Source organism: Alicyclobacillus pomorum DSM 14955 (assembly GCF_000472905.1).
Taxonomy (GTDB): domain Bacteria; phylum Bacillota; class Bacilli; order Alicyclobacillales; family Alicyclobacillaceae; genus Alicyclobacillus_A; species Alicyclobacillus_A pomorum.
The window spans coordinates 76601-91308 of the sequence record NZ_AXAR01000002.1; the positions used below are offsets into that span (position 1 = coordinate 76601).

10 protein-coding genes and 1 pseudogene are annotated in these 14708 nt (G+C 53.6%); 5 read left to right on the forward strand and 6 right to left on the reverse strand.

Annotated features, from left to right (window positions below; all coding sequences use genetic code 11):
• The first annotated feature begins 465 nt into the window (after nucleotides 1-465).
• The 4 genes from YWK_RS0102555 (at nucleotide 466) to YWK_RS0102570 (ending at nucleotide 5363) form a co-directional block, all read left to right on the forward strand.
• Nucleotides 466-1305, forward strand: a complete 840-nt coding sequence (locus YWK_RS0102555; protein ID WP_245578485.1) for a C40 family peptidase — start codon at nucleotides 466-468, stop codon at nucleotides 1303-1305.
• Nucleotides 1306-1532: 227 nt separating this feature from the next.
• Nucleotides 1533-2615, forward strand: a complete 1083-nt coding sequence (locus tag YWK_RS0102560; protein WP_211231368.1) for an esterase/lipase family protein — start codon at nucleotides 1533-1535, stop codon at nucleotides 2613-2615.
• 463 nt (nucleotides 2616-3078) lie between these two features.
• A complete protein-coding gene (locus YWK_RS17965; protein ID WP_084453427.1) occupies nucleotides 3079-4428 on the forward strand; it encodes an ammonium transporter in 1350 nt (449 codons plus the stop codon).
• A gap of 137 nt (nucleotides 4429-4565) precedes the next feature.
• Nucleotides 4566-5363 carry a hypothetical protein gene (locus YWK_RS0102570; protein WP_026963562.1) on the forward strand — a complete coding sequence of 266 codons (798 nt, stop codon included), beginning with the start codon at nucleotides 4566-4568 and terminating at the stop codon, nucleotides 5361-5363.
• Nucleotides 5364-5462: 99 nt separating this feature from the next.
• Here the strand turns inward: YWK_RS0102570 and eccCb are convergent, their stop codons facing one another.
• The 5 genes from eccCb to YWK_RS0102600 all read right to left on the reverse strand — a co-directional run bounded on the left by eccCb (nucleotide 5463) and on the right by YWK_RS0102600 (nucleotide 12564).
• Nucleotides 5463-7799, reverse strand: a complete 2337-nt coding sequence (gene eccCb, locus YWK_RS17970) for a type VII secretion protein EccCb (RefSeq protein ID WP_026963563.1) — start codon at nucleotides 7797-7799, stop codon at nucleotides 5463-5465.
• Nucleotides 7781-9256, reverse strand: coding sequence for a hypothetical protein (locus YWK_RS0102580; protein ID WP_026963564.1), 1476 nt, complete (start codon nucleotides 9254-9256; stop codon nucleotides 7781-7783). The genes eccCb and YWK_RS0102580 overlap by 19 nt, the downstream gene beginning before the upstream one ends.
• A 576-nt stretch (nucleotides 9257-9832) precedes the next feature.
• The gene (locus YWK_RS17975) at nucleotides 9833-10504 is read right to left on the reverse strand and encodes a tetratricopeptide repeat protein (RefSeq protein ID WP_051374977.1); all 672 of its coding nucleotides are present in this window, start codon (nucleotides 10502-10504) and stop codon (nucleotides 9833-9835) included.
• 38 nt (nucleotides 10505-10542) lie between these two features.
• Complete coding sequence (locus YWK_RS0102590) at nucleotides 10543-11460, reverse strand: polysaccharide deacetylase family protein (RefSeq protein ID WP_026963565.1); 918 nt, start codon at nucleotides 11458-11460, stop codon at nucleotides 10543-10545.
• 759 nt (nucleotides 11461-12219) lie between these two features.
• Nucleotides 12220-12564, reverse strand: coding sequence for a hypothetical protein (locus YWK_RS0102600; protein WP_026963567.1), 345 nt, complete (start codon nucleotides 12562-12564; stop codon nucleotides 12220-12222).
• A gap of 477 nt (nucleotides 12565-13041) precedes the next feature.
• On the opposite strand from YWK_RS0102600, the pseudogene YWK_RS22800 reads away from it, so the two are divergent.
• A pseudogene (locus YWK_RS22800) lies at nucleotides 13042-13185 on the forward strand (WXG100 family type VII secretion target); the annotation flags it as partial.
• Between the two features lie 328 nt (nucleotides 13186-13513).
• On the opposite strand, the gene YWK_RS0102605 reads toward YWK_RS22800, so the two are convergent.
• Nucleotides 13514-14374 (reverse strand): polysaccharide deacetylase family protein, encoded by an 861-nt coding sequence (locus tag YWK_RS0102605; RefSeq protein ID WP_084453430.1) that lies wholly within the window; start codon nucleotides 14372-14374, stop codon nucleotides 13514-13516.
• Nucleotides 14375-14708 lie beyond the last annotated feature (334 nt).

Consider the following 14708-nt stretch of genomic DNA (forward strand, 5'->3'; position numbering starts at 1 on the left):
GGATGCGCTCGTCGGTCCCAAGGGCAAGCACAATCCAGAGCGGAAGGCCGTACGCGGCATGGTTTATTGTTTGTTCTAATGGAATGAGCCGTTTGATGAATAGTACGCTTGGTGCGGCGTCCCCCATTGTTATCCTCACAACCGGATTATTATAAATTAAGGTACTCATACCATATATAGGATGATTTATTGAACAATTTTCGTCATCTATCATTTTTTAATCGATATCCAATATTTTTAGATTACACTATGGTAAGCGCACCAAAAATTAGTCCGTACTCTTGGCGCTAGAGGCACGGGAACCAACAATATTTTACATAGTTTAACAATATATAGGTGAATGCAACGAAACGATAAACTAGCCAAATTAGCGAATTGGTGAATCACGCACACCTATGGTTCTGAAGCGTTATTTACAAAACTCTATTGTTGGATCCGTGTAGGACAGGAATGGAGTTCGTTCTTGTGCGTTTTAAACTGTTAACGGGTTTGTCTGCAACCGCCGTGATGGGTCTTTCTTTCTCAACCGCATATGCCGCCAGTACAGTACAATACACCGTCCACCGTGGCGATTCCCTTTGGTCAATTAGTCAGCGTTATGGCGTATCTTTGTCTTCGCTAGAAACGTGGAATCACCTCAGTGCAAGTAGCGTGATTCATGTTGGTCAAAGAATTGTGATCGAGAAAGAGAGTTCTTCCACGTCCACAAGTACGTCCAGTACGAAGACGACCTCACCCTCTAGTTCTAGTTCCACGTACATAGTCAAGTCGGGCGACACCCTTTGGTCCATTAGTCAACGTTATGGCATTCCTCTGTCTTCACTCGAAGCGTGGAATAACCTGAGGGCCAGCAGTGTGTTGCACGTTGGTCAAAAAATCATCATTAAAGGCGGATCATTCACGCTAGGAAGCCGCAGGAGCAGTCCAGTTTCTGGTGTGGTTGGATTCAAAGGATACGAAGTGGCGCAATATGCTGAGCAGTTCATTGGGGTTCCCTACGTCTGGGGAGGAACCACACCCAGTGGTTTTGATTGCTCAGGGTTGGTCCAGTATGTGTATGCACACTTTGGAACGACGCTGCCAAGAACGAGTTATGAACAGTTTAACATCGGAACCAGTGTTCCTACATCCGATCTGATGCCAGGTGATATCGTTTTCTTTGACACGTTTGGCAGTGGTGCATCCCACGATGGGATATTTATCGGCAATGGTCAGTTCATTAGCGCGACGAGCTCAAAGGTAGAAATCGATAGTTTGTCTAACCCCTACTGGTCTGCACACTATCTGGGCGCCCGCCGCCCGTAATCGAGCCTCGAAAACCATCAGTAAATCTGCACGAAAATAAGTGCGGACTTACTGATGGTTTTTTAAGTTACGCGTGTTTCCTCGATACAAAATGCAAACACTGTCACTTCGGCTGCAGACCATCGAGCTGCGAAGATTCCAAAGGCCCCTCAACAGACACCTTCCCCCTACAACCGTCAGAGTTTTCTGTGTTTATTCGAAAAGCTATGGGAAGGAGGAAGATGAAGATGAAGATGAAGAAACCATGGATACAACGAACGGCCTGGACAGCGGCATTCGCGGCGGCAGCCGTACTGGTCGGCGTCCCGGTGGGGTCCCCCCACGTGTACGCCGCCCCACTCTCCGGTAATCCGGCGTCGACAGACTCCTCCACCGGTCCCTACGCCCCGCTGAACCAGCCCGGGCCACCGCTCGACGTACCGCAGTCCGCTTTGGCCGCTAGCCTCACCTACACGGCGAACGTCGTGCACGCCAAGACCAACCCGATTTTGCTCGTCGCGGGCACAACCATGACACCCGACATCAACTTCTCGTGGAACTACGAGCGCGCGTTCAAGGAGCAAAACATTCCGTTCTGCACGGTGACACTGCCCAACCACGAGATGTCGGACATTCAGACCGCCGGGGAGTACATCGCCTACGCCATTCGCCACATCCACCAAATCTCCGGGCGCAAGGTGGACATCCTCGGCTATAGCCAAGGTGGGATGGTGCCGCGCTGGGCGCTCCGCTTCTGGCCTGATACGCGGGCGATGGTGGATGACCTCGTCGCGATTGACCCGTCCAACCATGGCACACTTGACGCAAACGCGCTGTGCCTCACACCCAGCGCGCCGGCCATCTGGCAGCAGCAGGAGAACTCTCACTTCCTGCAGGCGTTAAACAGCGGGGCGGAAACGTTTGCGGGGATTTCGTACACGGTGATCTACAGCCGTACCGACGAAGTCGTGTTCCCGAACCTCAACGCGGAAGGCTGTTCCGCCCTTCACACGGGGCAAGGGCAAATTGCGAATATCGCCGTACAGGACATCTGCCCGTCGGATGTCTCGGAACACCTCGCGATGGGCAGCTATGACCCAGTGGCGTACGCACTGGCGATGGACGCCTTCACTCATCCCGGCCCCGCCAATCCCGCACGCATCCCTCCGTCCGTCGGCTTGTCCCTGTTCCAACCGGGCGTCGACCCACTGACGTTCGCCACCAACTACGCGAATTACGTCGCAAACGCGGCCACTGTGCTGGCGACGTCACCGCGGGTGAACGCAGAACCTCCACTTGCCCCCTACGTATTTGCCCACGCGGCGCGGTAGCGTCTCGATAGAGATGCTCGTCAATCGGGCCATCAGCCTAATTTGGACTCGATGTTGCTTTTTGTACCACAAACCTCTCGCGTTGCTTGCGATTTTCGTGGTTTAAGTAAAGTTTTCTACATTTCTCCGCAACAGGGCCTCACACGTATCGGCATGCACGTCATCGTGTCTCACACTGTTTCACTGTAAAAGTGACCCTCTCATGTAATGATTCCTTACACACCCCTAGACGAAGACACCCCCATATTCGAACAGTCCGAGCACCGCTTCGAAAATTCTTCGTATTTTGTGTCACGAAACCTAACATAACCTCTTGCTGTACTGCGATAAAACGTGAATAATGAGTTACAAACGTTTGAAGCGAGCGAAAAAACAGGGACAGCACAAACGGATAGCGCGTGCAGACGGTCGTGAACCGTCGACGTTCGACCCCATGTCCCACAGTACTCCGAGGAGGTTCACCATGAGTCCGATGACACTTTCCATCAATCTAAATACGGTTTGGGTGGTGCTCACCGGCGCCATGGTCTTTTTTATGGAAGGCGGCTTTGCACTGCTGGAAGCTGGATTCATCCGTTCGAAAAATCACGTGTCCATTGTGATGAAAGTGTTGGCGGACCTGATGTTCGGCGTGTTGGCCTACTTCGTCGTGGGCTTTGGGCTCATGTTTGGCAAAGACGCCCTCGGCCTGGTGGGCACAAGCGGATTCGCGCTGACCGGCACCCTCAGCCAGTTGGCACCGACCATTCCACACGCTGCGTTCTGGTTCTTCCAGGCCGCGTTCACCGTGGCTGCCGTGAGCATCGTCAGCGGGGCCGTGGCGGAGCGAATGAACTTCAAGGCGTATCTGTTGTACGTGTTGGTCATGACGGCCATCATCTATCCGATTTCCGGCCACTGGGTGTGGGGGGCCGGGGGCTGGTTGGGACAGCTTGGCATGGAGGACTTCGCAGGTTCAGCTGTCATTCACGCGATGGCCGGTTTCTCCGCCTTGATGGCGGCGCAAATGGTTGGAGCGCGCCTCGGTAAGTACAATCCGGACGGAAGCGCCAACGTGTTTCCTCCGAGCAACATTCCGTTAGCTGCCGTCGGCACGTTCATCCTTTGGTTTGGGTGGTTCGGATTCAATGCCGGCAGTACGCTCGACGCCTCGTCGACCGTCATTGCACCCATCGCGGTGAACACCCTCCTCGCCTCCGTCGGCGGCGGTGGCGCGGCACTCTTGTACACCCTCTTTCACGATGGCAAAGCGGACGTAGGGCAGACCATCAACGGTGTGCTGGTCGGTCTGGTCGCCATCACCGCTGGCTGTGCATACGTACCGGCGTGGAGCGCCATCATCATCGGCGCTGCCGCAGGCGTGCTGATGATTCTAGCCACGAATTGGATTGACCGCCTACGCGTGGACGATCCGGTCGGAGCGGTCGCAGTCCATGGGGTCGGCGGGCTGTTCGGAACCATGATGGTCGGCGTTTTTGCCACCCACGGCGGACTGTTACTCTCGGGAAGCTGGCGGTTGCTGGGGGTAGAAACGCTCGGTGCGGTCGTGTTGTCCGTCTGGGGGATGGCCACCACGTATGGAGCGCTGAAGCTGATTGGTTGGCTTGTGCCTCTGCGAGTCACCTCAGCGGAAGAGTCGAAGGGCCTCGACCTGAGCCAGCACAGCGTCGGCGCGGTCCACTACCTTGTTCCCATGAATACTGGGAATCACGTGACCGGTCTCGGCCTCGGTCCGCAACGTGTCCGAATCACGGGTGTTCCGCAGACCGGACAGCCTGTGGAGCAACCCGAGGTCTCCCCCGGTCGACGTTGAAAACGGCCCCTTCGCGTTCCAACAAAACCCGCAGTCCAGTAGATGGACTGCGGGTTTTGTTTTGCACCACAATTTACCGATAGCAATATTCTATTCTCCAAACGCACCTCAACCTGACCAGTGCTGGGGTGCAAATGATGGGCTCAGATCCTTCGCAAACGGACGACCATATGACCGTTACAGTGCACATGCAATCCGGCACTGTCGATGGGCAAGATGCGACCTACGTGCAGACGGTGATGCACGACGGTGGAGATGCGTCCCAGGATATGCAGGACCAGCTCTATGCGCAAGGCCAACATATCTATGAAAACCAAAACGACGGGAACGGTTGGGTAGACATCTCTAGCGATGCGAGCGCACAACAGATCTTGCAAGACGCCGAACCGAATGTGGACGTGAACTTGCAACACATATCCAAACTCACCGTCACGCGGTCGTCCAGCGGAAGCGTGTATCAAGGAAACATGGATCTGTCTGCGTCACCCGATATGGAAAGTGCCCTGTTGGACGGCTTGTCGGATCCAAGCGCAACTCCGGCCCCACAACAAGCACTGGTGAATGCCATCATGAAGCGAAGCACAGGGACCGTGTCGTATACCTTGAGCAATACGCAAGGCGGGACGTATGTCACCAACCTAAAGGCCACGCTGCATGTGAATATCCCCGTCTCTGCACTGCCGCCCTCCAGCGACACGCAAGACATGCAGAAATACGTTTCGAGCATCGACATGACCGAAACCATTGTACTGACCAACGGATTTGAGAACGTGACCATGACCGCGCCCAGTGGTCTCCCCAGCCAGGCAAGCAGTGGAAATGCCGCAGCGGGACAAGGCGGATCGGCGGCGGTGGCGAAGTCAGGTACCTCCAGCACGACACCGTCGTTCTTCAGGCGCTTCAGAACGGAATTTCTGGATACGAAACGCTGGTAGCGTTCCGATACGCACGATGGGATAAAGTGAAAACCAGAGAGGCGACCTCGCCTCTCTGGTTTTTTGTGTGCAGAACCTGACAATCCGCGATTTACACTATCACAAACTTTGCGAGGGCACCTTGCGAGTCGGTAGGTCCACCATGTCCATCGAGGTTTCCGCACGCTCAAACACGGTTTGCACGAGCATCGTCTTTTGGTTGCGCCGCATCAGATAACCGCGGCCGGGCGGCAGGTTACCTACGTTCGGGCAGCCGAGCAACTTGGCTTCCTGCATATCACTGTTCATGACAAACATGGACGTCCCCATCTCTCGAAGTCGCTTGAACACAGCCTCGTACATGGAACTGGACGTTCCTCCGAGCCGGCGGGTCAACACGAGGTGAAATCCGAGATCGCGCGCTTGCAATAAGACATCGACCAGAGGAGACAATGGGCCCATGCCCTGCGACGCCACCCAGTCGTAGTCGTCGACGAACAAGTAATAGTGCGGCCCTGTCCAACGGTGCGGATTGCGCAACGCGGCAAGCGATAGGTCTTGACTGGACGGCATGCGCTCGTTCAGTTTTGCCAGGAGGCGCGTCACCATCTCGGTCACCATCGGGGCGGTGCACGCGTACCCGAACAGATGCGGCCCATCCACAACGTCAATCAGCATCCGCCGGTAGTCCACCACCGCGATGTTAACGTCGTCTGGTGTCGATTGCTGGGTGAGCCCTTTGATCCAGTGTCGCAGTAGATTCGTCTTCCCGCATTCCGAGTCGCCCATGATGATGAGGTGGGGATCCGAAGATTGCAGGTCGAAATACACGGGCTCAAACTTGCTCGACTCGATGCCGAGAGGAACACCCGATGTGTTCCCACGATGCAACACGGCGATATCCTGGGTCGTCACAAGCTCGGGCAACACTCTCACCTGTGGAGCGGCGGGTCCGTCCCACCCCGCGGCAATCTGCTCGACGAGCGACACCAATTCGGACTTTGCGGCGAGGTCGCTGTCTGGCGCCACCTCAGTCAGTGCCGGTAAGGCCACCTGAAACTGCAGTCCCTGTCTCGTCAATCCACGGCCAGGGACACCCGCTGGTAACGCAGCTTGGGCGGCGCGCTCGATTTCAGAATCCACGGGATCGTTTAACCGGAGCTCGAGTCGACCACTGATGTTGTCACGCAGTTTGATGCGGATATCTGGCCAGCGGTTGGCGGTTACAATCACGTGTACCCCATAGCTCAAGCCCGCCGTCACAATGTCGGTCAGGTCGTAATCGATGGTGTCAAGCTCAGCTTGGAGCTGTGCAATGTCATCGACCACGAGAAAGACGTCGCCATATGGGATGTCGCGGAAGTGACCGGCAGCCCGAAGCGCGCGGTAAGCGGCCATTCCATCAATCCCCCGCTCGCGGAACAGCAGTTCTCTATCTTCAATAATGTTCTTGATGTGGCGGATGAGCTGTGGAATCTTCTCCTTATCCGCCTTGCCACAGACCGCGCCAAAGTGGGGCCATCCTTCAAACACTCGGAGCAGTCCCCCGCCAAAGTCAATCGCGTACAACTGGACGTCATGCGGCGTGTGCGTCAACATCAGGCCCGCTGCAATGGACCTGAGCAGCAGCGGTTCCCGCCGTTGATCCGCCGGGATGTCCAGCAGCCCAACAGGCACCTGCAGCATCCCAAGACTTGGATGCTTGTTCCACCGCCCTGGGACACAGTGATACTGCCACCCGGCCTCCTTTACTAGACGCCCTAATGTGATTTTAGTTGGGAGAGGTGGTAGCCACACTTGGTGCGCCGCATACTCCATTGGCGTACTCAGACGTGAGATCAGGACGTTCATGTCGGTCTTGGACGTCTTTGGCTGTGCCACGGATGCGTCACCCGCAACGGTCTTCAACATCGGGTGCACAGGCACCAGCTTCCCCGTTGGGGTGAACTCGCGAATCAGATCTTTTGTACTGCTCACCTGCTTTACCGGCACGTACGGAAGCAGGTGCATGCCAATGCTTCGTCCAATCCGGCCAATGGCAATGAACAGCTCCTGAAACTCCGGGCGATTGGCGAGGAGTTCGCCGAACTCGTCCACAATGACGAGCAAATACGGCATCGGCTCCATGTCTCGGTGGTTCCGGCGCTTGGCGTGATACTGTTTGATGTTGTCCAAATTCCCCGCTTCGCGGAGCATGCGATGGCGGCGTTCCAGTTCGCCAAACAGTGCAGCGTGGATTCTATCGACGAGCGTCAAGTCTTGCTCGAGATTTGTGACAATCCCCGCACTGTGCGGCAGCGTGGCAAGATCCGCAAAGGCGGCCCCGCCTTTGAAGTCCACGAAGACGAAGTTGAGCACGTCCGGCGCATGCGTCAGCGCCATCGCCGTCACCATGGTCCGCAACAGTTCGCTTTTCCCCGAACCGGTCGCCCCTACAATCAGCCCGTGTGGCCCCATGCCGCCATCGGCCGCTTCTTTGAGGTCGAGACCAGCGGATCGCCATCGATTTTCACGCCAATCGGAAAGCGCAACAGGTCTTCGTGGGAGTCCAGTCGCCACATCGATTCCGGACTGACCGCTTCCAGCACATCCAGTCCCATCACATCGGCGAGGCGCACCGTGTCTGCCAAGTCGGCGGCCGACTTCCGCTCGTTGATGTACAGAGGCGCCAACGCGCGAGCCACCGTTTCCGCTGTCGCCAAATCCACCTGTTCCGGCCGCCCATCCGTGACGCGTCGGCCGTCAAACCTCAGCTCTTCGTAAGAAAATGCAGACGTTGCGCATACGCGTGCCTGTACCCAGGACGGCATCTGCGTCGATGCATCCGCGATGTGGATGATGGTGATCCCCGCTTGCTGTGCATACCCGGCAATGTCCGCGATGTCAATCTCACCAATCCGATTCGGGTTGTCTAGTCTGTCGAGAACGAGGATGAGATGCGGTGGTTCAGCCAATGTGTTGGGCGCATCTTGCAGCGCTTCATCTGGGCGACCAATCCGCTTCAACCGCGGCAACATCTGCTCTTCGAACATCGCGGCGAAGTCGACCGGGTTGTCCGCCAGATAACACAGCGACGTCCCCCCTGAGGTGGCCTTCAATCCGTTGCCCCAATGGCAGTGCGGCAACCACTTCATCCAAGACCAGTGCTCCACGGTGTTCCCTTCGCAATACGCCATCAGTTGAACGTCGTTCGGCGCGTACAGCACAGCCACTTGGGTGAGTATGGACCGGACGAGCGCACGAACCTCCTCTATATCCCCGGTGACGGTCAATGATCCTACGGACGGGAGTGACAAGGAAATGGGGGCATCGTCCACATGCTCGTACGCCTCGACGAGGGCGGACGCTTGTTCGAGGAGGAGCGGATCAAAATCCAGCATCGGGTTGCTTGCTGCGTCGAAGCGAATCGGGCAGCACAGCTTGACGGGCCCCCGCGCCATGGAAACGTGGAGAAAGTCCGCATCCGTGCGGCGGCGTTCCCAAACCCGCTGCCGCGTCTTTGCAAATTCCACCAGTTGCCCTACATCCGGAAACAGCACATCCTGGAATGCTCGCTGTTTGTCCGTGATCTCCTGCAACTTTTCCGCCTGCATCTCCAAGTACTTGGTGTACTTTTCGTGGTTGCTTTTGTACTGCAGTTTCACCGTGCGCCGCTGGCCCCACCACATGAGGACCCCGGACAGAATCGAGCACACGGCAAAGCCGATGCCGAACACCATCATCCAGATGTTGTGGTAGATGAAAACGAAGCCGATGGCGCCGAGGCTGCCAATGACAGGCATCAAAAACGGCAACCATGCAGCAACTCCCTTCGGCCATTGCGGGATGGTCGGTGGCGCTATCATGGTGATTTCACCCGAGGGGAGCTGTCCCGGATACACGCGCGCGGGACGATTGTATTCCACACCGTTCATAGCGTCGCCTCCTGTGGGGAGCGAATTCGGCGTGTGACTATGTCGAAATTTCTGCAAATATTGTCATGAGAGAATCTATCAAATGGATTTCCTACCGCTGGGCGATATGTGCCTCCGAGTTCAGGACCGTCAACCCCTAAGACGCTGACCAGCGTATCTCACCATCCTTACCAAAGCAACCATTCCGCGGCATCATGAGATATGAAAGATATAGGAGTTCGGGAATGACACGCGAGTCTCAAAATGGGGGATATGGAGTGAGGTTGCCTTTTCTACAAAGACCCAAAACAGGAGAGTGAACGGTGGATACGATACCTGTGGTTTGTCGAAGAATGGGCGAATTGGTCGAATGAGCGAGCAATTGATGAACGATTGAATGTCGAAAATTCAGTCACATTGTCGCAGGTTTACAAACAGAGCGAGAATCGCGTACTTGGCAACGGCCTACACTGGTGACAAAGTCGTCGTAGGAATTGACTTGCGGCCTCCCGCTAGTGCCCTATACCATGCATTCAGGACAATGTTCGCCGACGCGAAAAACAAGAACCCGACTTGTAATCAATGGCCGGACAATGTTCATTGAAGTACTTTTTGAAATGCGCTGCTGTATCGGACGTTGTCAAAATCCGTTTCGGTTCTCGCTTCTTGTTTAATACCAGGATTCAAGGCTATCGCGCGCTTCAAATAGGTAACAGCGTTTTGTACATCACCCCATCGGCCATATATGCTAGCAATACCGTAGTAGGCCCATGGCACCCACCAGTCATGCGTCTTTAAGTCCAATGCCGATTGATATGTTTTGATGGCATCCTTGTAATCACCGTAACGTTCCTCGCACAAGGCTTTGTTAAACCTTGCATATCCGTAGTTTGGATTCAACGCTAACGCTCTATCGATGTTGCTCATTGCTACACTGTAGTTGTCATTCCCCGCGTAGCAGAGTGCAATCCCTTTCACGTTGTACGCTGGATAGAAGGACCTATCCATGCGAATGGCCTCATTTTCAAGTTCAATGGCTTGAGAATAATGTTTGTCCGTAAAGGCACGAACCCCCGCTTCGTATTTTGCTTCAACTGCTTGTTGTATGTGCGTATCCTTTGAACTCGGCGCTGACGTTTTTCCACGATCTATGACTTGCTTTGACTGCGGATGATTGACAGTTACGTCACCCGGGTCACATCCATACATCAAGAATCCTGTGCATGACAAGACGAACGTCGTGATACCGGGAACCACGCTACGCTTCATGAAACATACCCCCATAAGCACGATGAGAAAAACTGGATTTAGCTGAGAGAGGGGCTAAGCTTTTTAGCAAAGTCTTGTAACGTCGTAAAATCCAGAACTGAAATTCGATGTAGCGTCCAAGGCCCTTGTCTCCAGTTGGCGTAACCCCCGTTCTGCGTCACGGCCAGTAAGTATCCCGCCTTTCTGACCAGTGATATGGTTTCCTGCGTATAGCCGCCGTCTGGATAACAAAAAAACAGCATGGGGTGATTCACAATTTTCTCAAGCACCTGTGCAGAGCCATGAATTTCATACTGTGCTTTGGATTCGCTGAGCGTTCTGAGATCCGGATGAGTCATCGTATGATCCTCAACATCTACGAGTCCGCTGGCCTGCATCTCCCGGAGCTCCGGAATCGTTAAATTCGGAAATTCCTTCTTACGATTCGGTTTCTCATGCGTATAGCCAGCAATGACGAACAGCGCCGCCTGGTCATGGTACTTCTTCAGAAGTGGATATACGTTAAAATAGACACTTTCATAACCATCATCGAAAGTGAGGATAATTGGGCGTGGAGGTAGCTTATAGCCATGGTACATCGCTGCATACAACTGTCCGAAGTTGATGGTATGAAAGTTATGACGGTGTAACCATTCGATTTCCGACAAAAACTGCCCGGGCTTCAACGTTGCGATGTCTCCAGGGACGTACTTGGCTTCATGGTATTCCAGAATCGGTACAGAAACGGCCTTGTTGATGACAACGTTTTGTGTCTCGTAGTAATTTCGTGGGTCTTGGACCCAGTGTTTATCGACAAGGGGTGAAACGCCTCGTACGGATTGTTCTTGATGTATTCCCTTTGCCGAATCCGTGGACGCGGCGACACGCATGGCATTCTTTGTGTCAGCTGCACACCCTCCAAGGAGCGGTAAAGTGATTGCGAACAAGGCAGCCAAATGAATCCAACGTCTAGGCAAGCGGAGATCCCTCCAGCATGGTTGATACTCATTCAAAGTGTGTCCTTCAATAGACTGGTTTAGCAGACAAGATGTTGTGCTTCCTCAGCACCAGAAACACGATGTTGTGCAGAACGGTTGCTCTTATATATTGAAATATTGAAGACTCAGAATATTATAGAGTAAACACGTCACGAGGCGAAATAGCATACCTGTCATTCATCATCTAACCTTCAGTCACCCCCTCTCTTCCGTTAATCCATCTAAAAATTCGTGTACCAGTTTTTCTCCAATTCATAACACAAATCCAATAGCCGAGCACCCTCAGGCGAGTCTGGCCATCCCCAATCCCCGACCATTCGTGTCAACCCAAAACCTGTTCCCTCCGACGGACTCCTCAAGGTGTTGTCGATTGCCTGCTCTCTCTTGGAAGCAACCACCTGAATGAGCAGAGAGATTTGGTCGACGATGTGTGGTTTACCCAAGTTGGAGTAATAAGTACGTAACTTGTTCGCCTCTTCAGTGATTTGATCACACAAGTTGATAAATTCATGGACTTTGCTCAATGTAAATTGCCTCCGATAAGCGTTCACCAATTGATCCCGACCGTATGTACAATCCACCGAGGGTCCGCTTCTTTGAGTCTGAATCCGCCCCCAGTCACCTGGCTCTACTAATAAGTAATGGTGTAAAAAATAGAGCCACAACCCGAAAGAGTCTGGCTCATTTCCCTTATGGCCCTTCAAGTTCATCTTAACAGATTCCATACATTTGTTACTGTTACGATAGTTTATCCTTCTCGTCCAACCAAATCTCGATGATTTCCTTTAACTCATTCGTCTCAATTTCACACGGTTGCTCCTCTAAAGGGTCTATTTCATTGACCAGCATAGTGGTTTTTGGTCTTATTTCCAAACCATAGACATTTCCGGCAACTTCCATGTACTCAGAAACTCCAGTGAGGACGTCACTGATTGCCGAGGTGATGTAATGACTTCCATTACGGGAATGAACTTTAGCATAAAGAAATGACTCGACCATGCCAATTTCCTCTGGAAGCCTCATCAGAAGAATAGGTGATCCGTTATGGTGCTGCTTCATTTCAAATCGATATGAATATTTCATCCTGAACACCGACCTCCTTCAGTAAACTCGAAATGCCGAGATTATCTGCTGATGTCGATCCACCATCGACCGCCACCACCCCACCGACCACGGCACCCACACCTGTTTCGGATGTGGCCACTCCAAACGCTGCACCTCCGCAGCCTCGAGGCCTCCACCGATGACCTCCATCGTTGCATTTATCGTCGCACTGGGATGCGTAGCGAAGTTACCAATTCCGGTGGTCAGAGGCACGTCACAAAACTGAAGAAGCTTCCGAAACACATATGTAGATTGTCTACGCATGGCTGACCATGAGTTCGCATCGTTGAGGCTGATTCAAGTTCCCTTACCCCAAATGGCACATATGTGTTTTGCTGGTGCATATGAATACCATCGTGAAGCGGGTGTCTTCTGGAGGGAATCAAAGCTAGCGCGTTTTCATACCGCGCCTACCATGATTTGCGGTGATGCAGAGAGGCGTTTGACTCACAAGCTCGCTTCTTGGAACTGTGGGCGCAATGGCAACGGGACGCAGCAGGTCTGAACCAAGCGTTGACCGAAATCTCTCGATTGATGACTCAAGCTGCTGCCAACTACGAGTCTACTGATGCACAGATTGCCAATACATTTGGCCGCTAATCTTCAGTTCCTCCGCAGAAATCTTTTGTTGTTCCAATCACCTACACAGAGAAACGGTTGAATCACAGAGAATAGCCGTGACACGGGTACAAGGGTGAGAGAAACTCCAAAGTTGCCTCGCGCGTACACGCCGAGGTTTGATTTGGTGTTGTCTGCTCCTGTGCCTATGTTGGTGTCTGTTTTGATTCGAGTGAGTATGTAAGGACTCCAATACCATCCGCGCACCCCAAAACCCGCAGCCCCCATTGGGCTGCGGGTTTTATAGCGAAAGCAATCGTTTCAGCGGAAGGCCTGTCATCACGGACGCAGTTGACCCTTTGCGAGGCATTCAATAATACGCCGGAGTATCGAGCAATTCCGGTACTGTTTTAAATTGATACCCTCCACCTCTCAGGGTTCGAATGATGTGAGGCAAAGCTTGAACCGTGTCGTTCAGACTTTCACCACGTCCCCCCGCCGAATGCATCAAGATGATGGACCCTGGTTTTGTGTGTGCCAACACATTCACGGACACCTGTTCTGCAGTGAGGCCGGACCAGTCCAGGCTATCCACATTCCAGAACAAGATTTTGTCCTTCAGCGCGATGACCTCACGGATGACCTCATTGTCCAACGCGCCGTACGGAGGCCTGAAAAACCGTGGGCGGACGCCAGCTACGCGATGGATGAGATTTGTGGTTTCTTCAATTTGCACGGGAACCTGTGACGCCGGGATCTTCGTGAAGTTCGGATGGCTCCAGCTGTGATTGCCTACGATATGTCCATCTCGTACCAGTCGCCTTAAGATGCGTGGGTTCGACTGAACTCGTTGACCTACGCACATAAAGGTGGCTTTAATTCTGTATGCATCCAGAACCTGCTGTATTCTTGGTGTCCAGAGGTCATCCGGACCATCGTCGAAGGTGAGTGCCACCTCTCGCTTATTTGTTGGCCCCTCTAGGATGATTTCGTTGGGATACAGCGCGTGCCAGTCAACATGTACGGCATACGGTGGGCGTTCCGGACTCCGTTCGGGCCCGCCTTCCAATGGAGGCTGCTGTCGAGAAGGATCACTACGGAAATGACCGTCACGATGGCTATCCTGAGTTACAAATCCTCGTACTAAGTACGGATCTAGTGTATAAGACGGATTGGCTCCGACCTCGTGCGAGTCGAAACTCCAGAAGTTTGGCGGATTGTAGTTGTACATCGCGTCCACCTTGTCTGTGGTATTTTCGAAGTCACTGTCACACTATGCTGGGTGTACGCCCGAGTCCAATCCGCTCGAAAAAATGGGCTCCTGCATGTGACATGAGGTTCGTGAACAACTGGCGCTGGCAGATGCCCCATGTACCCCGTCCGCTCGGACGTAAGACAAGCGGCGTGGCACATCAGCGTTGTCGCAGTGGCTACGGAAAGGAAGAATCAAATATTTCGAGCATATTGTCGAAAGTTCGGGGAATGCCGTGAACGCCTTTCACTTTTATTTCGGTGGGATAACGTCGGGAAACACCGGGTCCACGGCTCGGATCAGGAATGAGAGC